Raw genomic sequence first — 22,637 nt, 5'->3', positions numbered from 1 at the left:
GATGTCCAAGAGCTCCGTGGCAGTGTCCAGGAGGTCCGTGGTGATGTCCAAGAGCTCCGTGGCAGTGTCCAGGAGGTCCGTGGTGATGTCCAAGAGCTCCGTGGCAGTGTCCAGGAGGTCCGTGGTGATGTCCAAGAACTCCGTGGCAGTGTCCAGGAGGTCCGTGGTGATGTTCAGGAGCTTCGTGGTGATGTCGAAGAGCTGCGTTCCGGGCAGGCCCGGCTCGAAGCCGGCCAGCAGGCTGTGATGGACAGGCTCGCGGAAGTCTTGTCGAAGCTGCGGTAACCCGCGGACCGGTCGTCTTCGAGGAGCGGGCCGTGGGAGCAGCGACCTGAGCCCGGCGCTCCGGCCGGGCTCGGCGCCCGGCTCAGGCGGCCAGCAGCATGGCCAGCACGGCGGTATCGGGGTCGCTGATCGGGTCCAGACCCACTCGGCTCACCAGCGAGGTGACGGTGCCGTCCGCCTCCGCCTCCGCCCAGGCCGCACGATGCTCGAGCCCGAGGTGGGGCAGGCCGGGCAGTAGTACGCACCCGGAGGCGGCGCCGGTGCACTCGGGTAGGGACGGATTGGTCTCCGCGGGCGGGTGCAGCATGAACAGGGCCGGCGGGATGTGCTCGGCGAACCGGCCGGGCCGTACTCCGTCCTCGCCGAGAACCGGGCCCTCGGCGATCACCAGGCCGACCGTGTCCGGCTCCGGCTCGTCGGGGAGTTCCTCACGGACCCCGAAAACGGTCGAGGTGGTCAGCAGGCCGGGCATGGATGCCACCCGCACGGCGAGTACCAGCAGCTGTGACCATTCTTTGGTGGTGTCGGGCCAGCGCCCGGAGATGACGAACCCGCGCAGCGTGCCGCCGGCGTGGAACGGCGTGACACCGATCGGACTGTTGCTGCGCATGAGGCCTCCCGTGGGGAACCGGGGGCGGCTTTGCCCGTCCTCGAATTGTCGTGGAAGAAGAGGATCGCGCAGAAGGTATCTGGCACACAAGTACCAGAGAGTGCCAATTCGGGCAGAAAAGGCAAAAGACCCGCGGACTCGGCGGCCCGCGGGTCTCCTCCGAACCGGCTGGCTCAGCCGAAGATCAGGCCCTTCGCCTGGCTGGTGGCCTTGGCGAAACGTTCCTGGACGTCGGCCCAGTTGACCACGTTCCAGAAGGCCTTCACATAGTCGGCCTTGACGTTCTTGTACTGCAGGTAGAAGGCGTGCTCCCACATATCGACCTGGAGCAGCGGAATGATGCCGAGCGGCACGTTGGCCTGCTGGTCGTACAGCTGGAAGGTCAGCAGCTTCTGGCCCAGGGTGTCGTAACCGAGCACCGCCCAGCCCGAACCCTGCAGTCCGTTGGCGGCAGCGGTGAACTGCGCCCGGAACTTGTCGAAGGAGCCGAACTGGTCGTCGATGGCGGCGGCCAGTTCGCCGGTGGGCTTGTCGCCACCGTTGGGGGAGAGGTTCTTCCACCAGATGGAGTGGTTGACATGGCCACCGAGGTGGAAGGCGAGGTTCTTCTCGTGCAAGAAGATGGCGCCGTGATCATCGGCTTCGCGCGCGGCTTCGAGCTTCTCCAGCGCAGTGTTCACTCCGGCGACGTAGGTCGCGTGGTGCTTGGAGTGGTGAATCTCGTTGATCTGCCCGGAGATGTGCGGCTCCAAGGCGCCGTAATCGTAATCCAGATCTGGCAGCGTGTACTCAGCCACGAATGTCCCTTCCTTGTCGGGTCGAGTGCGTCCTGTACGGGATGCTCCCGACCATTCGTACACCCGATCGGTCCAACTCGCCCCGACGCCCCACCATTCCACATCGGGTCGAAACCGACCATCCGGGATCGAAGCGACGCCTGCCGCACGGTCCGGTGAAAGCTGCTCCGGATCGGTACGGAGCCGATTCTCGTGCCCGCGCGGCGCGGCGTCGCCTTTCGACTGTCACCCCGTCGCCGCCTCGCGCGGTATCCGGCCGATACACAGCTCGCGCGGCGCCGGGACCGCCCGCTACAGCGGCGGTGCGATACCGGGGTGTGTGGCCCGGGGATCACCTTTGGCGTGTGCGCGCCACCAGCGCTCGGCCCCGGCGACCAGTTCCGGCAGCGGTACGGCCTTGCCTCCGGTGGTCTGTGCGGTGACCGTGTCGAACCACACCCGGATATCGAGGGCCCGGGGATCTATGCCCTCCTCCTGGGAGAACTCCAGTACGTGCCGGGCGATCCCGGTGTCGATGGTGGTATCGAAACTGAGCAGCTCGCTCCACAGGGCCCAGCCGCTGTCGTCCAGGTCGACGAACTCCCAGCCGTGCAGACGGCTACCGCCGAAACTCGCGACGGCGGCGGGTAGACCCGCCAGCTCCAGCGGCAGGACCCGCGGTTCCAGATCGTCCCACCGCTGTATCCGCAACGACGCGGCAATCCTGGTGACTCCCTGGAACACCAGTCGTACCCGTCGGCAACCGGTACCCGATTCCGGTTGCTCTTCCGTTATGCCGGAGATTTGCTCCGGCAGGCTCAGTACCTCGAGGTCGAGCTCCAGTCGTTGTGCCTCGGAATCTATTTCCAATCCCAGGCATCCGGCCTCCGACATCGCCTTGTCGAGGCCGGCCGCGTCCAATCCGTCGAGTAACCCCCTGATGGATGTCATGGCGCCAGATTACCGAGGTCATGGCCGGGAACTGTGGATTTTTGTGGATTTCCGGTTACGGGGGAACCGATCCGGGGGCCCCCGCGTCCAAATCGATATCGGGTCACGCAACGGGGCGTGACCCGATCGAGTGGCCGGGCGGCCGCTCCGGGATTCTTGGAGGGGAGTACCGGATCGGCCGTGCGGTTACATCATTTTTGCAGGTCAGATTGCCTTTCATCGGCTATCTGGGATTATGGTGCGCTGAATGATAGCTGATATCAGCGTCTTTCGTGGTGGGTTATGCGTATAACTCATGAAAATCTGCCGATACCGCCTCCGTGTCGGGCGCATGGCGAGGGGGCGATCCGTCCACGGCGAATACGCCGCATCGTCGGGCGTGTCGGTGTCCCCGTCGCCGCGTCGATCGGCCCCGGGCGCGCCGGTCCGGTCCGAGCGCCCGCTCCCACGAGAGCCGGGCAGCCGCCGAGGTGGTTATGGCAGGATCAGGGGGGTGACGAGCTTCGGAGTCCCGTCGGTACCGGTCGAGGCCGTACCCACTGAATTCGATCATCCGCCCGGGGAGGCGGCTGCCGCCGTCCTGCTCGATGTGCGCGAAGACGACGAGTGGTGGCTCGGCCACGCGCCCGGTGCCGTGCACATTCCGCTCGCCGAGGTGCCCGCGCGCTTCGGCGAACTGGACCCCGACGCCGACCTGTACGTGGTCTGCCGGCAGGGCGGCCGTTCGCTGGAGGCGGTGAAGTTCCTCGCGAACGTGGGTTATGAAGCGGTGAACGTGGCAGGCGGGATGGTGGCCTGGCAGCAGACCGGTCGGCCGCTGACCGCCGAGGGTGACGAGCCCGCGAAGATCTACTGACGAAAAGCGAGGTGCGCGGTGAGTACGGTGGTGCAGCCATGTGCCCGCTGCGGTACGCGCTGGGCGGTGCAGGGTCCGCCTATGCACTGGTGCCCACGCTGCCGCGGGGTGCTGCTCTCGCCGGGGCCGATCGATACCCCACCGGAACGCCGTAACTACCGCTGGGTCGCCCGTCGGCCCGGACGGCCCGGCCACCCGGCACGGGGCGCGGCCACCGGCCGCCCGAACGCCGGGACCCCGCGCTACACGGAGATACCGCGCTGGGGTCTACGGGATCGGCCGGCCGCGGATCGCGACGCGGACCGGCACCGGACCCGCCCACTCAGCACGCTGACCCGCTGGACGCACGCCGCTCTCTTCGCGACGGCCGTACTGTTCGCGGTGTCCGCCCTGGCCGAATCGGTGCGTTACCTGATCCTGCTCCGCAACCGGACCCGCCTCATCGAACCGCCGCTGCTGTGGTTCTCCGACGCCCTGGTGAACACCGCGGCGTTGTTCGCGCTGATCATGGCCCTCGTGGCCGCGGTCGCCACGCTCGGATGGCTGATCGAAATCCGCCGCGCGGCCTTCGCGGCGGCCGGTCGCCGCGACCCCCGCTCACCGCGCATGCTCGCGCTGGGCTGCCTGATCCCGGTGGTGAACCTGATCTGGCCCGGGGTGTTCCTCACCGAGGTGGTATCCGGTCGTACCGACCCGCGAGCCCGGCTCGCGGTCCGCGTCTGGTGGGCGGCCTGGGTGTTCGGTGGTCTGGTCACTGTCGCGGCGCTGTACTGGCGGACCGCGGACTCACTGCAGGCGAAGGCCGACGGTGTGCTCTTCACCGCATTCACCGACGCGGTGGCCGCCGCCGTCGCGGTGCTGACACTGTGGGTTGTGCGCACGCTGGAGGGCCGGGACCTGCGCGGTCGCAGTCGGCTCGCCCGGCGCTGGGTGATCGCCGTCGACCCGGCGACACCGTTGATCGAACCGGTGCACCCGGGGACGACCGCTACGGTGAGCACCGCGGCGGACGCCGACAGCGCCGATTCCCCCGACGGCGCCGATCGAGCACCACAGGAGGTTGTGGCCAAGTGAGCGAGGGCACTGACCAGTCGGTCCAGAACGGCCGCGCGCCGTTCGTGGTCGCGCACCGAGGTGCTTCGGCGGCGCGCCCCGAGCACACCCTGGCGGCCTACGAACTGGCCCTGGAAGAGGGCGCCGACGGGGTCGAATGCGATGTCCGGCTCACCCGTGACGGGCATCTGGTGTGCGTGCACGACCGGACGGTGGACCGTACCTCCACCGGCAGCGGTCTGGTCAGCGAACTGACGTTGGCCGAACTGAAGGAGCTCGATTTCGGTGACGGCGCCCCGGCCGGGGTCCTCACCCTCAGCGAGCTGATCGGGCTGGTGCTGGACTGGCGCAGCCGACCGACGAAACTGTTCATCGAGACCAAGCACCCGGTCCGGTACGGCTCCCTGGTCGAGAACAAGGTGCTGGCGGAATTGCAGCGTTTCGGGATCGCGACCCCGGCGTCGGCGGCCCACTCCCGTGCGGTGGTGATGTCGTTCGCCGCCACCGCGGTCTGGCGGATCCGCCGCGCGGCGCCGCTGCTGCCCACCGTGCTGCTGGGCGAATCCTCGCGTTATCTGGGTGGCAGCGCGGCGACGACAGTCGGGGCGACCGCGGTGGGGCCGTCGGTGAAAACCCTGCGCGAGCACCCGGATCTGGTCGACAAGGCGGCCGCGGCCGGCCGGGCGACCTACTGCTGGACCGTCGACGAGCCCGACGATATGCAATTGTGCGCGGACCTCGGGGTGAGCTGGGTGGCGACCAATCATCCCGGCCGCGCGAAAGCCGTGCTCGCCAACAGTTGAAGTGTGTGGCCTGCGGCTGATCCGGTGTGGTGCCGTGTAGTTTGACCAGCCGTGGGTAAGAGCAAACGCAATAGTCCGAAACCCGGCGGCAACCGGGCCCAGCGTCTGGCCGAACGCCGGGCGGCGTTGCAGGAGGCCGAGCACGCCGTGGTCCGGCCGTTCGAGGGTTTGGCCGCCGAATGCGATCTGGTCGCGCTGCGCGAGTTCGTGCCGTCGGCGACCGCTGAGCTGAAGTTGGCCGAAGGCGTCGCCGCCGAACGTCCCGTGGTACTGGCGACGGTGCTGCCGGGCGCGGTGTCCGCGCTCGTGCGGGCCGGGGATTCGCCCACCGGTTACGTCGGTGTGCAGGTGCAGACGCCGAGTTCGGATCCGGGTGCCGATATCGCCGCGTCCATTCTGTGGACCCAATCGGCCGATCCGGGGGATTCGCTGGCCGTGGCACACGCCGCGCCGGGCGGGCCCACGCTGGCCGATGTGCTGGTGGCCGACGCCGCGCTCGAATTGACCGTGCACCAGGATTTCGACTGGTGGGTGCCCGAGGGGGTGCAGCCCGATCCGCAGATCGCCGCCACCATCGAGCAGGCGAAACAGGCCATCATGCCTTCGGATCGGCTGGATCTCGGGCCGGACGCGATCGGGGCGCCCTGGTGGGTCGACGCGGGCGAGAAAGCCCACCTGCGCTGGGTCCGGCCGGAATCCGAGGACGATCTGATGTTGGCGCTGGCCCGGCTACATGCCGCGGGCGGGTTGCATCTCGGGGAAGGGTCGCGTTTCGCGGGCTCTTTCCGCACCCATGGCCTGCTGGTGCCGGTGTTCGATCTCGACCCCGACCGGCACGTGAGCGAATGGCGCTCTCCGGCCGTGGAGTTCGGCACCCGACTGGCCGACGCGCTGGCCGTCGACACCCCCCTGACACCGGAGCAACGGCGCTCGCGAGACGGTCTCCGGTCACGGCAGGTCACCCTCCGCTGAATAAACCGGAATATTTTTAGAAAAACTCTTCTTTCCGGCGGCGATCTCGGCTAGGTTTCAGAGGTCGCCGTTTCTGGAACCCCCCGGCGACACCACGTCAGCCGACACAACGACCCGGCGCCGGCTGACGTAACGGAGCATCGGCCGCCCGACCTCGGCGCAGTGGGCCGGGACGGCCGATGCTCCAATCATCACCCGGGACCGGCGTCGGCCCGCCGCGTCTCCGCGCTTTCACGGATCCCATCGGCGGGTGTACGCGGACCGTTACCGATCAGACGCTGCCACCGGCGGCCGACGGTGCCCCGGAAACCTTCGACGGATCATCGCTCATCTCACGCGCGATGAACTCCTCCAGATCGAACAGGTTCGAACCCGCCCGGTCGGCGACGGTGAGCAGGGTGGTCATCTTCGCCACTTCCTCCACCTGCTCCTTGAGGAACCACTGCATGAACTGCTCGCCCAGGTAGTCGCCCTCCTCGCGGGCGGTACTGGCCAGCTGGACGATCTGATCCGTGACCGTCTTCTCCTGATCGAGCGCCATCGCGATCGGCTCCCGAGCGTTCTCGAAATGCGACTTCGCCGCATCGATCCCGGTCAGGTCGACACTGATATCACGGTCCAGGAAGTACTGGACGATCATCATCGCGTGATTCCGTTCCTCCACGGCCTGCGCGTAGAAGCGCTTCGCCAGCTGGGGAAGGTCGGCATTGTCGTACCACACCGCGATGGCGATGTACTGGTGCTCGGCATTGAACTCGTGCCGAATTTGATCGTGCAGCAATCCGTGGAATTTGCTGCGGGGGCTCTCCGGATGATTCGACATGCCTTGACATTAACGCCGAAAAGTGAGGCTGTCATCCAAGTGTAGCCTTATTGAGGATAGTGTTGCCTTATGGAATTGAGGATAGTGTTGCCTTATCGATTTCGGCCCGCTCCAGCCATTTTCGGCACGGACCGATTCACCGCGGGGGCCGCCGAACGTAGCTCCCGGGCCACGAACTCCTCCACGTCGAGAAGGTTTCCGGCCGCCCGATCCGTCACAGCCAACAGTGTAGACATACCGGCCACGTCCTGTTGCTGACATTCGAGAAGCCAACTCATGAATTGCTCTCCGAGAAAGTCGGACCACTCTCGTGCCAAATGCGCCAACTCGGTGATCTGATCCGCCGCCGTCTCCTCCCTGGCCAGCAGGAAAGCTATTGCCGCGCGCGGCGATTCGAAAGTCTGCCGCACTTCCCCCAGCCCCCCGATGGTGATCTCCAGATCCCGGTCGATCAAATACTGCACAATTCGCAACGCGTGCCCGCGATGCTGCTCGCAACGTGCGTAACAATGACCGGCCAATTGCGGTAACCGTTGGATATCGAAGTACACGGCGGCCGCCAGATACTGCTGGGAAGCGGTGAGTCCGTGGCGGACCTGCGCGCGCAACTGGGCGATGAACGGCTGAGCCAGATCGCTGTCGTGCATGTGATCGACGTTACTGTGTTTTCGGCGCGCCTGCGCGCGCGGGCGAACAACCTTGCTCGTGGTCGAGAAGATTTCTCGGTGCGAAGCGCCTACTCGCCTGCCAGGTCCGCGGGGATCGGGTCGCCGTCGGCGAGGGCTTCGAAGAAGCGGCCGGCATCGGGGTCGGCCCAGAGGAGTACGTTTCCGCTGTCTGTGTCGGTGAAGCCGCCGACCGGAACCGTGGTGGCGAGGGTGTCGCCGCGGAGTGCCCAGGCGAGACGGGCCAGATCCCAGATGTGGTCGCCCTTGTCCACGGTCAGGGAACCGGCGACGTTGGTGGCCATGGGCCACAGGGCGAAGGGGTTGGCCAGGGTGGCGGGGCTGGTCGCCTTCTCCAGCAGGGCCGACAGGAACAGGCGCTGATTGTTCATCCGGTCGATATCGGCCAGTGCGGTGGCGCGGCTGCGGACGAAACCGAGGGCCTGCGGGCCCTTCAGTTCCTGGCAGCCGGCCGGGAGGTCGATACCGGCGAGGGGGTCGTCGATGGCCTGCGGCACACAGATGTCGATACCGCCCAGCGCGTCCACGACACCGGCGAAACCGGCGAAACCGATTTCCGCGTAGTGGTCGATGCGTAGTCCGGTCGCGACCTCCACGGTCTGGGTGAGCAGCGGTGCGCCGCCGAAGGCGAACGCGGCATTCAACTTGTCCTGGCCGTAACCCGGAATGGAGACATAGGAGTCGCGCGGCAGGCTCACCAGCGTGGTGCGGCCCGACGGGGGGATGTGCACCAGGATGATCGTGTCGGTGCGCGGATCGCCGACTTCGCCGCCGGTGGCCAGACCGCTGGTCTCCTCCTCGGAGAGCCCGGCCCGGCTGTCCGAGCCGACCAGCAGCCAATTGGTGCCGGCGGTGTTGCCGACCCTGTCTTCGTAGTCGGTGAGCGCGTCGATGCGGGTGAGCGAACCGTCGAGCTTCACGAACCCGTAGACGAGCAACGCCAGCAGCGCCAGCAGGATGGCCAGGAACCAGCGGCCGATATGGCGTTTACGGCGCGGTCGCCGGGGCGGCGGTGCCGCCGGGCGGCGGCCCGGCGGATTCCCCGTCGGTGGCGGCCGGCGGCGGCCGTCGTGGAACGGGACAGGACGCTGGGTGGGGGCGTGACCGCCTTCGCGGTACGGCACCGGACGTTGGGTCGGGGCGTGGGTGGGCGGGTTCGGTTTGCCACCGCGACCCGGCGCGGGCGGCCGGAGCGGGGGAGCGTTACGCCCCTGCGGTGTCTGTGACCAGGCCCGTGGCGGTTCGTAGCGTTCGGTGGGGCGGCCCTGTTGTCCCGGCCCCGGAGTGCGGCGTGTGACCTGCGGCGGTTCGACCGGGGGGCGACCACCCTGCGGAGGTGGGGGGCGGCGCGCGCCGGCTCGTCCGGGTCCCCCGCTGTGCGGCGGCACCCGGCGCATACGTGGGTCGTCGCCGTTCATCATCATCAAACTCTACTTATCGATCGGGGCCTGTTCTGTTAGCGTCGCCGGCGTCCGTTCGACCCGCAGGTGAGCGCGCTGCACCGGTATAGGCGGCTTACCCCGCTAGGGCAGCCAGGACACCCGGCCGTGCAGCAACCCGTAGCCGACATAGGCCACGATGTCGATCAAGGCGTGCGCGATGATCAGCGGCCACAGCCGCCCGGTGCGCTGCCAGAACCGGCCGAAGATCACGCCCATCACCACGTTGCCGAGCCCGCCACCGAGCCCTTGGTACAGGTGATAGCTGCCGCGTAGCAGCGCGGACGCGGCCAGCGCCGAATTGTCCGACCAGCCCAGCGCGCGCAACCGGGTCAGCAGAAAGGCCACCACCACGATCTCCTCGGCCGCTGAATTCGCGCAGGCCGAGAGCACAAGGGCGGGAATGCGCCACCAGTGATCGCTCAACGCGTCGGGCACGATCGTCACATTGACGCCGAGCGACTGTGCGAGGAGATACAAACCCAGACCCGGTAGCCCGATGACGGCGGCGAGCCCCAGGCCGTACCACCCGTCGGGCCGCAATCGTGCCCGCGCGAGCCCGATGGCCCGCGGACCGATACCGCTGCGCCACAGCAGGTAGAGCGCCAATCCAGCCCATGCCGCCAACCGCAGCACCCCGAGCAGCTGGAAGAGCAGATCGATCGAGGACCGGGTGGCCCGCGACGAGTTCAGCGCGACCGTCTGCCCGCCGACCCCGCCCGGCGCGAGCGCGCTCTCCAGCAGGGACAGCGCCGCGTTCATACCGCTGAGCCCGAAGGTCACACCGAGGACGACCACGATTTCGAGCCGTATCCCCCGCTGCTCCCTCGTCAGGTCGTCGACCGGGCCGCTCTCACGCATATCCAGAATCTACGTGTGATGTGCGGTCGGCCGTCCAGAGAGCGATGGCCGTTGAGCACTCGCGGTGCTGTGCGCCCTGGTCGATCACAGTGTGGGTCGGTGCGCGTCGTTCGATTGCTCTGGGTGGTCGGGTGTATCTCGGTTCTGGAGTGTGTGTGGTCGATCGCCAGAGCGGTGACCGTCGAGCACTTGCGGTGCTGTGGGCCCGCCCAGGTCGGTCACAGGTTCGCGGCGCCGAGGGCGGCATACGGGGCTCAGCGGCGCAGGCCGTTGAGGAAGGGGCAGCCGGCGAGGGTGCGTACGGCGCGTCCCAGGGCTTCGACGTCTTCGGCGGGGTTCGCGAAGGGGAGGCGGAAGTCGTGGTCGCCGTCGATACTTTCGATGCGCAGAGTGAGGCCGTAGCGGTCGATGGCCAGGGGGTGGATGCGGCCGTGGCGGAGTTTCGCCGGGAGGTGCCGGGCCAGCTGGGCGACCACATCGGCGTGGTCGGCGTCGAGGTGCTGGAGCCAGGCGGCCTCCATTCCGCAGAAGGGGTCGGGAGTGGCCAGGCGCAGTTCGTCCACACAGACGGATTCGGCTCCGGAGGAGTCCGCCACCACGGCGGAGTTCAGTACCAGGCGCAGCAGGGTGGCGGTGTGGCCGATATCGAGCAGGCCCGGATGCGGGTGTTCCTCGGCGACGGCGCTGACCAGCGTCCGCTGGGCGCGGGCCGGTACGGCGCGGATCCAGCCGCGTAACCAGACCAGGGCCCGTACCGGCTCGCGCAGGGGCAGCGGTGCGTGATCGGTGAGTTCGAGGACGGCGGGTGCGCCGGCGATGGCCGTGCCCGCCGCGTACACGGCAGCGCTGTCGTCGGGTACCGCGATCACCACGTCTCCGCATTGGCGCAGGAAATGCACCGATACCGGGCTCGGGTCGGCACCTGGGAGGGCGAGCACTGCCTGTTCGGCATGTGCGCAGGCGTTGCGGACACGCTCGGCGGTGGACGGGGCGGGTGCGGCGGTGGTCGGCGCCATGGGTACCTCCAGTGCGGGCGTGCCCGACTTCACAAGCTTGAATTAGGTAAACCTAAGCTAAGTTAAACTGGGATGTGGCGCAAGGGCATCGATGCCATCGCCGCCGGGAGACGGCATCCGCCGCCTCGGCGCGGTGGGGAGGCGCGCCGCGGCGGCGGCCGTCCCGGGCATACGATCTGGGTGTGGTAGCTGGTGAATCGCAGCCGGTCCTCGTCGAACTGACCGTCCCGAAGCGCACGACCGAACGCGGACTCCTCGACGGGCTGGTGGTACCGACCGGAACCTTCGCCGGTGTGCGGATGGTCGAACCGGCACTCTCCGACGAGGGAATCGCCGACCTGCTGGCCGAGGTCGCACACGGCTCGGACGGCTTCGCGGCCCGCGGCGATTCCGCCACCCGCGCGCTCGCCCTCGTCGCCGCCACCGCCGCCGCGCTCTGCGGCGACGATATTCGCACCGCCCTGCGCAGCCCGGATATCCACTTCCTCTCCGGTCTGTCCGGCGGCGCGGTCGACGCGGTACGCGAGGTGCTGCACGGAATCGAGAGCGACCGGCCCGCCGAACTGGAGCAGGCGCTGCGGGCCGCACTGAGCTGATCGGAGCGCGGTCCCGGAGGCGAGGTCCGGTGCCGGGTACCACGGGAGCTGCCGACCTCGTGGGGGCCGCCGCCGGCAAGCCGGTTCGGCGGCGCACCGGCCCGGGCCCGTTGCCGGTGTCGTGCTCCGGCGGATCCCGTGACCGGCGGGCTCGGCGCCCGCACCAGTAGTCTCGTAGACGTGCCGCGTATCGCCTATTTCGGTCCGTCCGGAACTTTCACCGAGATGGCCCTCGCCGATTTCGAGCGCTCGGGGGCCTTCGACGGGCCGGTCGAGCGGGTCGCCGCGCCCAGTCAGTCCGCCGCCCTGGAGCTGGTCCGGGCGGGCGAGGTGACCGCGGCGGTGGTGCCGATCGAGAGTTCGGTCGAGGGCTCCATCTCGGCAACCCTCGATTCGCTGGCGATCGGCCCCCGCCTGCAGATCATCGCCGAGACCGAACTGGAAGTGAGCTTCACCATCGTCGCGCGTCCGGGCACCGAGATCGGCGCGGTGCGGACCCTGGCGGCGTATCCGGTCGCGCTCGCGCAGGTCAGGCAGTGGGTTCAGCGCTCCCTGGGCGAGGTGGCGCTGCACACCTCGAGTTCGAATGCCGCCGCCGCCGAAGATGTGCGGGCCGGGCTGGCCGATGCCGGGGTATCCACCATGCTCGCCGGGGAACGGCTCGGACTGACCGCGCTGGCGTCGGGCGTCGCCGATCATGAGCAGGCGGTCACCCGGTTCGTCCTGGTCACCGCCCCGCGGGTGGCGCCCGCTCCCACCGGCGCCGACCGGACCTCCATCGTGCTCGAGGAACTGCCGAACCTGCCCGGCTCGCTGATGCGCGCTTTCGCCGAATTCGCTACCCGCGGTGTCGATCTCACCCGGATCGAATCCCGGCCCACCCGAACCGGTATGGGCACCTACCGCTTCTACCTGGACTGTGTCGGCCATATCGAGGACGCCGCGGTGGCCGAGGCGCTCAAGGCGCTCCACCGCACCGCGCGGATCCGATTCCTCGGATCCTGGCCGGCCACTTCGGCGACCGGCACCCCGCCACCGTCGGACGAGGATGCCGCGATCTGGTTGACGCAGCTACGCAAAGGGGTGGCCGACCTGTGACCGCGAAACTGATTCTGGTGCGACACGGCGAGACCGAGGGCAATGTCGCGAAGATCCTGGACACGAAACTCCCCGGCCTCCCGCTGACCGAGCGCGGCGTGGCGCAGGCCAAGGCATTCGGTTCGGCCCTGACCGCCCCACCGCGTGCGCTGTTCCACTCCCGCGCCCTGCGCGCCCGCCAGACGGCCGGCTACATCGAGGCCGCGACCGGGGTGACCGCGACCGAACTCGACGGCGTACACGAGGTGCAGTTGGGTGCGCTGGACGGACTGAACACCAAGGAGGCCCACGACCGGTTCCAGGCCGTGTACCGGTTGTGGCACGAGGGCCGGCTGGACCAGCGCGTCGACGGCGGCGAATCCGCGCAGGACGTGCTGGATCGTTTCGTCCCGGCGATCACCGAGTTGCGGACCGAGTTCCTCGACGGCAGCGACAGCGGCGACGTACTGGTCGTCTCCCATGGCGCCGCCATGCGGTTGGTCGGCAGGTTCCTCGCGGGGGTGGCGCCGCCGTTCACCACCAACAATCACCTGGACAACACCGAGACGATCGAACTCGTCCCCCGCCCGGACGGCGGCTGGGAATGCGTCCGATGGGGTCGATTCACTCCGCCGTTCGGTGTGAAGGCGGAAGCCGGCGCCGACGATCCGATGGGCTGACGTCGCCTCAGGCCAGATTCGGATTCCGGGGGAACTCCGCGCGCTCGGGGAGCGAATTGATCAGATCCTGGAGCGCGATCCGAAGCCGGGCGTCGGTGCCACTGCTGAACGAGGTCCATTTGGTGCCGTCGTCGGCCAGGCTGGCCGTCGCGATGAACCGGCCCGCCCGGGTGTTGAACACGGCGATATGGTTTTCCGCGATATCGCGGCTCGCGTCGCCGTACACCACACCGACGATCTCCGCGTGCGAGTCGCAGTGCGCCATCGCCGAGGCGATGACCTGCGCGTCTCGCGGTGGGTTGCCGACCTCCGCCAGTCGGGCCGCGGTGGCCGTCGGATCGCCGGCGTCGTCGAAGATGGGCACCAGTTGTTCGGTGGGAGCGTTCATTCCGGTGAGCTCCAGCGCTTCGGCCGGACCGAGCGCCATGATGACCGGGCCGGGCAGATCCTCGCTCGCCTCGTCGATCACATAGGTCTCCGGGCCGCGCAGGGCGACGGTCACCAGGTCGTCGCCTTTCGCCAGGCACATCCGGCTCACCTGTCCCGCGACGATCAGTCGCAGGGCGACCACCCAGTGCGGCCGGTACAGGCCGCGGAGGCGTTCGGCGAGCTCCGGATGAATTCGGTCCCCGTCCAACAGGTCCCGGTCGGTGAGCGACCGGGCCGCGGCGGTCATCGCGGCGTCGTGGTCGACCTGGTTGTCGTAGCGACCCCGTGCGTCGAGTACGACGGGGACCTCGTCGATTTCCAGCGCCTCCAGGAGGTACTGCATTTCGTCGAGGGACAGCGTGACCGCCGCCAGTGTCGACGGTCCGCGTCCTGCTCCGAGCACTGTCACTTGTCCGCTCGGGGCGGTTCGGCGCCGATCACGCCGTCCGCGATGAAGCGTCCGTCGGTGAAGTGATCACCGCGCAGATATTCGGCGCCGTCGTGTTCCTGGTCGTCCTCGCCGGCGGCGCCGCGCGAATTGCCCAGCAGCGGGCTGGTGGACGAGCCGGTGCCGGCCGGGCGCACCGGTGCCGCCTCCCCGCGCGCGACCGTGAGGGTCTCCGTGGCCGGGGCCGCGGCATTCGCCGCCGGGGCGCCCCACCCCTCGGGCACCTTCAGGCCGCCGTTGTTCAGGCCGAGTGCCGAACCGCTGGGCATACCGCCGGCCCGGGTGGCCGCCGCGGCGGTGGCCGCTACGGCTCCGGTGACCATCGAGGGTGCGAGTGGCGCCACGGCGGCCGGGGCCGGGGCGGAGGTGGTGGCCGCGACGAGCGCGTTGGCCCCCAGGTTGCCGACCGTGGTGACGCCGGTGCTCGCCACCGAGCCCGCGACATTCGCCGCCTGTGTTGCCGCGCCGGCCAAGCCGGGGTTCTGCGCCAGCGCGGTGCAGGCGGCGGCCAGCATCTTCACCGGGTCGCCGTTGGCCTCCTTCATGGCCTCCTCGGCGGAGGAGGAATCGACCTGACCGGCGCCGTTGGCGATCGGCGGTGGATTGAAGAACTCCCCGGGGGTGAGCACGGTGGCGGTGATGGCCGCCTCGTAGGTCTCCATGGTGAGCGCCGCCCGCAGATCCAGGGCGGCTTTGGCGGCCTCGGCCACCTCGGAGGTGCCGTTCAGCACGCCACCGGTGGAATGCGCCGCTACGCGAGCGGCGTTGACCGCGGCGATCTCGGGCAGGCTCGGCATGGCGATCGAAGCGACCGTATAGGCGGTGGCCTGCGAGGCGGCCTTGGTGCCGAGGGTCGCCGCCATGGCGCCCTGCTGCTCGGCCCAGCCGGTGAAGCCGACGAGCCGGGCCAGGGCACCGATACCGTTGATGCTCTGCATACCCACACCGAGCTCCGCCATCACCCGGACGACGGTGGCGGTCGCGTCCACCCACGCGCCGGTGAGTCCACCCCATGCTCCGGCGGCCGCGCTCATCGGAATGGCGTGCGAGCCCGCGTTCAGCGCGATCGAATTCCCCTCGGCGAGTCTGGGCAGCCAGAACACCCCGGTGATACCTGCGGTCATGCTTGATTCTCCCCTTGTGAACTATCGATGATTGATCGGCGGCCTCGCCGCGTCTGCGTGGTCACCGTGCTCTGTGCCTCTGTCCCGGTCTCCGTGGGCCGGCCGTACCGCCGCGTCTCCGCGGGTTCGGGTTGCCGGGGACGGGCTCCGCCAGACGGCGACACTAGACGGCGATCGATCCGAACGGCGCGCCCGTCAGCGCCAGCACACCCGCCGAGGCCGCGTCCTGGACCAGGTACTGGGCCAGCTGGGTGCGCAGGATCGCGGCCGTGTGGTGCAGTTCGAGGACGGCCTGGGCGAGCGAGGTCTGATGGGTGGCGGCGGCCTTGTTCATATGCATCGCACCGTGGATCGAGGCCTCGTCCGCGCCGGACGGCACGACATAGGTGGCCGGTACCGTGGCCGCGGCCACCCCGGCCAGCCTGTCGGCGAGCAGATCGAGCTCGACCGCGGCGGCGAGGATGAGCTCGGGTGTGACGTCGACGTTGCCAATCATGTCCTCGACTCCTTCTGGTGGCGGCTCTTGGGCGGAACCACGAGAATTCCCCCTACGAGTAGATCGGACGCGATACCCCCGCTGGCGGTTCCATCGATTCCGAACTTCTTTCGTCGGCCCAGCCCCGCCCGTGCATCCCCTGCCGGCTTGTTGCGTGGACCAGACTGAGCTTAACCCCATCCCAGCTGATGGAGACGGTCTTCGTCAATCCCGAAATAGTGTGCGATTTCGTGGATCACGGTGATGCGGACTTCCTCGATCACCTCGGACTCGTCGGCGCATACGTCCAGCAGCGCGTCCCGGTAGATGGTGACGGTGTCGGGTAGCGAACCGCCGTAATGGCTGTCGCGTTCGGTCAGCGCGATCCCGTGATAGAGACCCAGCAGGTGCGGGTCGTCCGGATTGCGCGGTTCGATCAGGATCACCACATTGTCGATGGCGCGGGTCAGCTCGGCCGGGATCTGGTCCAGCGCGTCGCCGACCAGTTCCTCGAATCGTGCCTCGGACATGTGGACCGGCATCGTCGTGCTCCGGTTACCGGGGCGCGGGACGCGGTTCCGGCTGCGGGGGCAGCGGTGCGGCGCCGGGCAGTGGCTTGGGCGTGGAACGCCCGGAGTTGGGCGGCGGCACGGGTTCCTGGCCGTTGATGAGCAACCGGCCCCGCGCCGGCCCCACGATCGGTGCGAAACCCTCTTGGTCGGCGCCCTTTCCGATCATGCAGTCGAGTTTGCGGCTTCCCGCCAGCCAGCTGCGCACATCGATGAAGTCGAAGAACACCGTGAGCGTCTTGTCCCGCAGTACATGAGGGCCGCCGAGATAGTCGTTGGTGAGCCGGCCGCATTCCTCCTCCAGGTACTGATCCTGGTCCTCCTTGGCCGGGGGCCCGCCCGGGAAGCGCTGGGACAGATCCACGGTGGCCGCGATCTCGACCGCGTGCTCCTGACCGCAGTCGATGGGATCGGTCGGGAGGTTCTGGCTGATACCGAGGCAGACGCCGGGTTCGTAGACCTTCGACTGGTCGCCGTCGGACACCCGGCCCGTGGTGGCGATCGGGTTGCCGCTGAGTCCCGGCACCTGCAACCCGCAGCGCAGGATACGGTCGCCGGAGTTGACCCAGCCGTCGTTGCTCGGATACATCAACCCGACGGCGTACCGACCGCGCGGATCGAGCCGCCCGTTCAGATACCGCTGGGCGGCCGGCACACAGTGTTCCTCGCGCAGTTCGGTGAGGCGCAGGGAATCCGGCCACGGCGCGTCGGACCCGAATTCGGAACCGGGGTAGACGCTGAGGTCGACGGTGTCGGTGACCTCGAACAGATGGTCGTCGGCGCAATCGAGTTCGACCAGATCGGAATGATCGGGTTTGGACCAGGTGAGACAGTCGCCGGTGCCGACGGAGGCGAACACCTTGTCGGCCTTGGCCACCGAGCCGCCGGGACTGCGGGCCTGCAGATTGGAATCGTTGTCGAAACCACTGACCAGCATGGTCCCCAGGGCGGCGACCACCGCGCCCACCGCGACCGCGAGCAACCCCCAGCGCAGTCTGGGCGCCGGTATCCGCCGCGGTGTCCCCCCGGTCCGGCGGGAGCTGCCCGGTGCCCCGGCGCGGGGCCGGCTCCGGCGTTGCCCGGCCGCCGCGCCCCGGCCCGGGGTCTCCGGTGTCGCCGGTCCGTCGGGTCGCGGACGCGCGGCATCGGTCCTGCGACCGCGCCCCGGGCGGGCGGCACGCGAGCGCAACGATTGGGCGCCGCGAGGGGAGCGCCGGCTGGTGGGCTCAGTTTCGGAGGACATCGCGGTCCATCATGGCAGCGCCGCACCCGAACGTGCCACGAACCCGGCCGATCGGGATCGCGCGCGTGTTGTCCGGAGCGGGTCCGCGGCGGGCCGGGGTGATACTCGGTTGAGGCGCGAATTCCGCGACCATTACGCTGGTCAGCCATGATCGACCTCCGCCTCCTGCGCGATGATCCCGAGCTGGTCCGCGCCTCGCAGCGAGCCCGGGGCGAGAACCCGGCCCTCGTCGACGCGCTGCTCACCGCCGACCACGCGCGCCGGTCCGCGATCGCTACCGCCGACAAACTGCGCGCCGAGCACAAAGCCATGGGCAAGCAGGTCGGTAAGGCGAGCAAGGAGGAGCGCCCGGCATTGCTCGCACAGGCGCAGGAGATGTCGGTGCGGGTCAAGGAGGCCGAGACCGCCCAGCACACCGCCGAGGCCGAATTGCAGGAGGCACACCGGGCGATTTCGAATGTCGTCCAGGACGGTGCGCCCGCGGGTGGCGAGGACGACTACGTCCTGCTCGAGACGGTCGGCGAGATACCCGAGTTCGATTTCACTCCGCGCGATCACCTGGACCTGGGGGAGGCGCTGGGGCTGATGGATATGGAGCGCGGCGCGAAGGTCTCGGGCTCGCGGTTCTACTTCCTCACCGGCTACGGTGCGTTGCTGCAACTGGGCCTGCTGCAGTTGGCGGCGCAGCGGGCGGTGGCCAACGGTTTCACCATGATGATCCCGCCGGTGCTGGTCCGGCCCGAGATCATGGCGGGCACCGGATTCCTGGGGCAGCACTCGGCCGAGGTGTACCACCTGGAAGAAGACGATCTGTACCTGGTCGGTACCTCCGAGGTGCCGCTGGCCGGCTATCACGCCGGCGAGATCCTGGACCTCACCGCCGGGCCGAAGCGCTACGCGGGCTGGTCGTCGTGTTTCCGACGGGAGGCCGGTAGCTACGGCAAGGACACCCGCGGCATCATCCGGGTGCACCAGTTCGACAAGGTCGAGATGTTCGTCTATTGCCGTCCCGAGGACGCCGACGCCGAGCACCGCCGGTTGCTGTCGTGGGAACGGGATATGCTCGCCGCCCTCGACGTGCCCTATCGGATCATCGATGTCGCCGCCGGTGACCTGGGCAGTTCGGCCGCGCGGAAGTTCGACTGCGAGGCCTGGGTGCCCAGCCAGGGCACCTACCGCGAGCTGACCTCGACGTCGAACTGCACGACCTTCCAGGCACGCCGGCTATCGGTCCGTTACCGCGACGAGAACGGCAAGCCGCAGATCGCCGCGACGCTCAACGGCACGCTCGCCACCACCCGGTGGCTGGTCGCGCTGCTGGAGAACCATCAGCAGGCCGACGGTTCGGTGCGGGTTCCCGCAGCTCTGGTGCCTTTTGTCGGAACCGACCTGCTCGCTCCGCCGAACTGATGTGGTTGCGCGGCGAGAAATCGGGGTACCTCATATCCCCGGTTGGGTCGCCGGTGAGCTGATCAGTTGTTTAGGCTGTTCATCGTGCGAGGAAGCGGGTCTCGCGGCGATACCCGAACGCGGGTACGGGCCGCGTCTGGTGTGGCAACGGCCATGGTCATGTCCCGGACCACCGGGGCCTTCTATGTCATGGGCGGGGTCCTGGGGCTGCTGGTGACCGCTCTCGCGCCCACCCAGGTGATGCACCCGGGCGACGAGGGCAACCGACCGCTGGTCGGTTCGGCCGCGGCGGTCGCCCTGTTGCTGGGGATCAGCCTGCTCGGGTGGGGTCCTCGGATGCCGCACTGGCTGCACCACGTCTACGTCGTGCTGGCGACGGTCCTGGTGACCATCGCCGTGCACTCGTTCCCCAATACCGTCGCGGCGATCACGCTCGCCTCGTTCTATGTCTTCGTGGCCTGCGACGCCGCGCTGTTCTTCGCCTGGACACAGGCCGCGGCCCATATCGCGCTGTGTATGGCGCTGTGCCTGTGGGTGTTACCGACCCGCGCCGGCCTACCGTGGTGGTCCGGGCTGATCCCGGCGGGTATCACCTTCGGTGTCGGAGTGGTGGTCGGCATCCTGACCAGAATGGCGTCGGAGGCCGATATCGACACCCTCACCGGGTTGCTGAACCGCCGGGGTTTCGACCGGGCCCTCAACACCGCTCTGGAACAGGCCGATCGTTCCGGCCAGGCGCTCGCGCTGGTCCTGGTGGATCTGGACCGCTTCCAGAAGGTCAACGATCACCTGGGCCACCGCGCCGGTGACGCGGTGCTGCAGAAGGTCGCCGATACCTGGGCCGCCCTGCTCGGGCCCGGACAGCGGCTCGCCCGCTACGGCGGTGACGTGTTCGCGGCGCTGTTGCCGGGCACCACCGAGCAGGCCGCCATCCTCCTCACCGAGGAGCTGCGTGCCGCGGTCAGCACCGGGTGCTCGGCGGGGGTCACCTCCTGGCAGCCGGGCGAATCGGCGTCGTTGCTGGTGAGCCGGGCCGATGTGGGCCTGTACCGGGCCAAGCAGGCGGGGCGCAACCGTACGGTGCTCGAATCGGGGCATCGCACGCCGCTGGCCGTGGAACTGCGCGAAGCCATCGACAACGGCAGTCTGGATGTGCACTACCAGCCGATCGTCAGCCTCGGCGACGGTGGTGAGAAGGCGGTGGGCGTGGAAGCGCTGTTGCGCTGGTCGTCCAGCGCGCAGCCCGATGTCACCACCGAAGGACTGATCCGGGTCGCCGAGGAATACGACCTCATTGCCGACCTGGATGAACTGGTGCTGCGCCGGGCCTGCGCCGACGCCGCGCAGTTGCAGGAGACCTTCGCCGCGCTGGAGCTGACGCTGAATGTCAATGTGAGCGGTCTGGAACTGGCGGAGTCGGGATACGCGGACAAGGTGGCCGCGATCCTCGAGTCCACCGGGTGGCCCGCGGAGCAACTGGTGCTCGAGGTGACCGAGACCGAACTGGCCGCGGAATCCGATACGGCCATCGCGAACCTGCACACACTGCGCGACCGGGGGGTGCGGATCGCCATCGACGATTTCGGCACCGGGTACTCCTCGCTGAGCCGGCTGGCGACCCTGCCCAGCGACATCATCAAGGTCGACCAGTCGTTCGTGGCCGCCATCCGCTCCGATTCGCCGGCCCCGCCGCTGCTCGGCGTGATCGCGGCGCTGAGCAAATCGCTGGATCTGCAGGTCATCGCCGAGGGCGTGGAGACCGAGCATCAGGCCGCCGTGCTGACCGAATTGGGTTTCGCGTTGGCGCAGGGCTACCACTACAGCGATTCGCATCCGGTGGCCGAACTGATCGGCGATATGAACAGCGGCCGTCTCGGCGGTTCGAACGCCCGCGCGCTGGGCGATACCGCGGCCGACGAGAACGGCTGGGTACCACTGTGAGCCCGAGCTCCGGCCGGTAGCGACCCGCCCGCGCGACGTCTGCGGTGCGCGCCGGAGAAAACCGCTTGACCTGTGTGCACGCGTCGCGGATGCTGATCGCTATGCGACTGGTCTTCTACCACCGTTGAGCCGGTTCCACGGATTCCGGCCGTAGGACTGGACTGCGCGCGCTCGCCCTGCGAGCGACGCTGTTCGCTGGGACCGGGGACCTGGTTCCCTACTACGCGCTGTACGCGCTTCTCTTCGCCGACCACGGCTTCGGCCCTGGGCAGATCTCGCTGTTGCTCGCCTGCTGGTCGGTGACAGCCTTCTTGTTCGAGGTCCCCTCGGGCGCCTGGGCGGATACGGTGTCCCGGCGTGGGCTGCTGATTCTGAACGGCTTGCTGATGGCGGCCGGTTTCGCGGTATGGACGGTGGCGCCTTCCTATGTGGGATTCGCGCTCGGGTTCGTACTGTGGGGCGTGGCCGGGTCGCTGCGCTCGGGAACTTTCGAGGCACTGCTCTACGACGAACTCGCCGCCCGCGGAGCGGCCCGGTCCTATGCCCGGATGATCGGTTACACCCGTACGGCGAGCGAATCGAGTGCGGTACTCGCCATCCTCGCGGCCACCCCGCTGTATTTGTGGGGTGGATACGAGCTGGTGGGTTGGGTGAGTGTGGGCTGCGCCGTCCTGCACACCGCCCTGGCCGCGAGCCTGCCCGCGGCGCCGCGGTCCGTCTCGGCCGCCGATGTGGGCGAGTTGGAGGAGACGGGCGCCGAGAGCGCGGCCACCGCGGTCGTCGCCCCCGGGCCCCGGCCGGTGGCCGCGGGACCGGGCGCCCGGCCCGGCGGCCCGGACCCGTCCGCACCGGGAATGCTCAGTCGGTATCTGCTGATGCTGCGTACCGGTGTCGCCGAGGCGATCCGGGTCCGGACGGTGCGGCACGGGGTGGTGCTCGGGGCACTGCTCTACGGGATCACCGCGTTCGACGAGTACTTCGGGCTGGTCGCCGGGGAAGCGGGCGCGGCTACCGCGTTCGTTCCTGTCCTGGTGGGTGTGACGGTGGTCGGGTCACTGCTCGGGTCGCTGCTGGCCGGTCGGACCGAAGCACTTCCCGCGCGCACCCTGGCGTGGGCGCTGGGGGTGGCCGGTGCGCTGTTCGGAGTGGGCGCGGTGGTGGCCGGGCTCGCGGCGCGCTGGCACGCGGTCTATGCGTGCACCGGACTGGGTTTCGCGGCGATCGCCGCTGCCTACGGGGTCGTGTACAACGCCGCGATCGTCGCCGAGGCCCGGCTCCAGGACGCCATCACCGGGCCCGCGCGGGCCACGGTGATGTCGGTGTCCGGGCTGCTGGAGGAACTGGTGTCGCTGGCGGTTTTCGGGTTCGTCGCGCTGGCCACACTGTGGTTGTCGGTCTCCTCGACCATCGCGCTGCTGGGTGTCGCCATCCTGGCCCTGGGTGTACTGACGCCGTACTGGCTGCCGCCGCGGCCGGCACCGGACAGCGCCGCGGAGACGTGAGCCGCCGGTGGC

General features: G+C 68.8%; 24 protein-coding genes. 11 read left to right on the top strand and 13 right to left on the bottom strand.

Annotated features, from left to right (window positions below):
* The coding region (locus ABZV91_RS07190; RefSeq protein ID WP_355236745.1) for a hypothetical protein at positions 1-285 on the top strand (285 nt) is incomplete at its 5' end.
* 82 nt (positions 286-367) lie between these two features.
* Here the strand turns inward: ABZV91_RS07190 and ABZV91_RS07185 are convergent.
* From ABZV91_RS07185 to ABZV91_RS07175, 3 genes are all read right to left on the bottom strand, one after another.
* Entirely contained in the window at positions 368-895 is a 528-nt protein-coding gene (locus ABZV91_RS07185) for a hypothetical protein (protein ID WP_030524389.1), read from the bottom strand.
* Positions 896-1,068: 173 nt separating this feature from the next.
* Complete coding sequence (locus ABZV91_RS07180) at positions 1,069-1,692, bottom strand: superoxide dismutase (protein WP_039821361.1); 624 nt, start codon at positions 1,690-1,692, stop codon at positions 1,069-1,071.
* A gap of 291 nt (positions 1,693-1,983) precedes the next feature.
* Positions 1,984-2,622 carry a hypothetical protein gene (locus tag ABZV91_RS07175; protein ID WP_355236742.1) on the bottom strand — a complete coding sequence of 213 codons (639 nt, stop codon included), beginning with the start codon at positions 2,620-2,622 and terminating at the stop codon, positions 1,984-1,986.
* Between the two features lie 493 nt (positions 2,623-3,115).
* Here ABZV91_RS07175 and ABZV91_RS07170 point away from each other — a divergent pair, with 493 nt between their 5' ends.
* The 4 genes from ABZV91_RS07170 (at position 3,116) to ABZV91_RS07155 (ending at position 6,306) form a co-directional block, all read left to right on the top strand.
* The gene (locus ABZV91_RS07170; RefSeq protein ID WP_355236739.1) at positions 3,116-3,478 is read left to right on the top strand and encodes a rhodanese-like domain-containing protein; all 363 of its coding nucleotides are present in this window, start codon (positions 3,116-3,118) and stop codon (positions 3,476-3,478) included.
* 81 nt (positions 3,479-3,559) lie between these two features.
* Positions 3,560-4,552, top strand: coding sequence for a DUF4328 domain-containing protein (locus ABZV91_RS07165; protein ID WP_355236736.1), 993 nt, complete (start codon positions 3,560-3,562; stop codon positions 4,550-4,552).
* Positions 4,549-5,334 (top strand): glycerophosphodiester phosphodiesterase, encoded by a 786-nt coding sequence (locus ABZV91_RS07160; protein WP_355236733.1) that lies wholly within the window; start codon positions 4,549-4,551, stop codon positions 5,332-5,334. Before ABZV91_RS07165 ends, ABZV91_RS07160 begins: the two co-directional genes overlap by 4 nt.
* A 51-nt stretch (positions 5,335-5,385) precedes the next feature.
* Positions 5,386-6,306, top strand: coding sequence for a DUF5926 family protein (locus ABZV91_RS07155; RefSeq protein ID WP_355236730.1), 921 nt, complete (start codon positions 5,386-5,388; stop codon positions 6,304-6,306).
* A gap of 271 nt (positions 6,307-6,577) precedes the next feature.
* On the opposite strand, the gene ABZV91_RS07150 is transcribed toward ABZV91_RS07155, so the two are convergent.
* The 5 genes from ABZV91_RS07150 to ABZV91_RS07130 form a co-directional block, all read right to left on the bottom strand.
* Positions 6,578-7,129, bottom strand: a complete 552-nt coding sequence (locus ABZV91_RS07150) for a ferritin (protein WP_355236727.1) — start codon at positions 7,127-7,129, stop codon at positions 6,578-6,580.
* Between the two features lie 92 nt (positions 7,130-7,221).
* A complete protein-coding gene (locus tag ABZV91_RS07145; RefSeq protein WP_355236724.1) occupies positions 7,222-7,776 on the bottom strand; it encodes a ferritin-like domain-containing protein in 555 nt (184 codons plus the stop codon).
* 89 nt (positions 7,777-7,865) lie between these two features.
* Complete coding sequence (locus ABZV91_RS07140) at positions 7,866-8,939, bottom strand: LCP family protein (protein WP_355236721.1); 1,074 nt, start codon at positions 8,937-8,939, stop codon at positions 7,866-7,868.
* A gap of 399 nt (positions 8,940-9,338) precedes the next feature.
* Entirely contained in the window at positions 9,339-10,115 is a 777-nt protein-coding gene (locus ABZV91_RS07135) for a CPBP family intramembrane glutamic endopeptidase (RefSeq protein WP_355236718.1), read from the bottom strand.
* A 254-nt stretch (positions 10,116-10,369) separates the two neighbouring features.
* On the bottom strand, positions 10,370-11,131 hold the full coding sequence (locus tag ABZV91_RS07130) for a DUF2470 domain-containing protein (protein WP_355236715.1): 762 nt from the start codon (positions 11,129-11,131) through the stop codon (positions 10,370-10,372).
* A 182-nt stretch (positions 11,132-11,313) separates the two neighbouring features.
* Between ABZV91_RS07130 and ABZV91_RS07125 the strand changes: the two genes are divergently transcribed.
* From ABZV91_RS07125 to ABZV91_RS07115, 3 genes are all read left to right on the top strand, one after another.
* Positions 11,314-11,727 carry a hypothetical protein gene (locus tag ABZV91_RS07125; protein WP_355236712.1) on the top strand — a complete coding sequence of 138 codons (414 nt, stop codon included), beginning with the start codon at positions 11,314-11,316 and terminating at the stop codon, positions 11,725-11,727.
* A gap of 180 nt (positions 11,728-11,907) precedes the next feature.
* Positions 11,908-12,825 (top strand): prephenate dehydratase, encoded by a 918-nt coding sequence (gene pheA / locus ABZV91_RS07120; protein WP_355236709.1) that lies wholly within the window; start codon positions 11,908-11,910, stop codon positions 12,823-12,825.
* The gene (locus ABZV91_RS07115; protein ID WP_355236706.1) at positions 12,822-13,484 is read left to right on the top strand and encodes a histidine phosphatase family protein; all 663 of its coding nucleotides are present in this window, start codon (positions 12,822-12,824) and stop codon (positions 13,482-13,484) included. Before pheA ends, ABZV91_RS07115 begins: the two co-directional genes overlap by 4 nt.
* Before the next feature lie 7 nt (positions 13,485-13,491).
* Here the strand turns inward: ABZV91_RS07115 and ABZV91_RS07110 are convergent, their stop codons facing one another.
* The 5 genes from ABZV91_RS07110 to ABZV91_RS07090 all read right to left on the bottom strand — a co-directional run bounded on the left by ABZV91_RS07110 (position 13,492) and on the right by ABZV91_RS07090 (position 17,772).
* A complete protein-coding gene (locus tag ABZV91_RS07110; protein WP_355236703.1) occupies positions 13,492-14,322 on the bottom strand; it encodes an ESX secretion-associated protein EspG in 831 nt (276 codons plus the stop codon).
* Positions 14,319-15,485 (bottom strand): PPE domain-containing protein, encoded by a 1,167-nt coding sequence (locus ABZV91_RS07105; RefSeq protein WP_355236700.1) that lies wholly within the window; start codon positions 15,483-15,485, stop codon positions 14,319-14,321. The genes ABZV91_RS07110 and ABZV91_RS07105 overlap by 4 nt, the downstream gene beginning before the upstream one ends.
* A 163-nt stretch (positions 15,486-15,648) precedes the next feature.
* Positions 15,649-15,981 carry a PE family protein gene (locus ABZV91_RS07100; protein ID WP_030524372.1) on the bottom strand — a complete coding sequence of 111 codons (333 nt, stop codon included), beginning with the start codon at positions 15,979-15,981 and terminating at the stop codon, positions 15,649-15,651.
* Between the two features lie 170 nt (positions 15,982-16,151).
* Positions 16,152-16,502 carry a metallopeptidase family protein gene (locus ABZV91_RS07095; RefSeq protein WP_355236696.1) on the bottom strand — a complete coding sequence of 117 codons (351 nt, stop codon included), beginning with the start codon at positions 16,500-16,502 and terminating at the stop codon, positions 16,152-16,154.
* Between the two features lie 13 nt (positions 16,503-16,515).
* Complete coding sequence (locus tag ABZV91_RS07090) at positions 16,516-17,772, bottom strand: septum formation family protein (protein ID WP_355236693.1); 1,257 nt, start codon at positions 17,770-17,772, stop codon at positions 16,516-16,518.
* A gap of 147 nt (positions 17,773-17,919) precedes the next feature.
* Between ABZV91_RS07090 and serS the strand changes: the two genes are divergently transcribed.
* The 3 genes from serS to ABZV91_RS07075 all read left to right on the top strand — a co-directional run bounded on the left by serS (position 17,920) and on the right by ABZV91_RS07075 (position 22,625).
* Positions 17,920-19,182 (top strand): serine--tRNA ligase, encoded by a 1,263-nt coding sequence (gene serS, locus ABZV91_RS07085; RefSeq protein WP_355236690.1) that lies wholly within the window; start codon positions 17,920-17,922, stop codon positions 19,180-19,182.
* Between the two features lie 159 nt (positions 19,183-19,341).
* The gene (locus tag ABZV91_RS07080) at positions 19,342-21,123 is read left to right on the top strand and encodes a bifunctional diguanylate cyclase/phosphodiesterase (protein WP_355236687.1); all 1,782 of its coding nucleotides are present in this window, start codon (positions 19,342-19,344) and stop codon (positions 21,121-21,123) included.
* A gap of 161 nt (positions 21,124-21,284) precedes the next feature.
* Positions 21,285-22,625, top strand: a complete 1,341-nt coding sequence (locus ABZV91_RS07075) for an MFS transporter (protein ID WP_355236898.1) — start codon at positions 21,285-21,287, stop codon at positions 22,623-22,625.
* The last annotated feature ends 12 nt before the right edge of the window (positions 22,626-22,637 follow it).

Origin of the sequence: Nocardia sp. NPDC004568, assembly GCF_040609955.1 — a bacterium.
GTDB lineage: Bacteria > Actinomycetota > Actinomycetes > Mycobacteriales > Mycobacteriaceae > Nocardia.
This window is presented reverse-complemented; position numbering and strand designations above follow the sequence as displayed.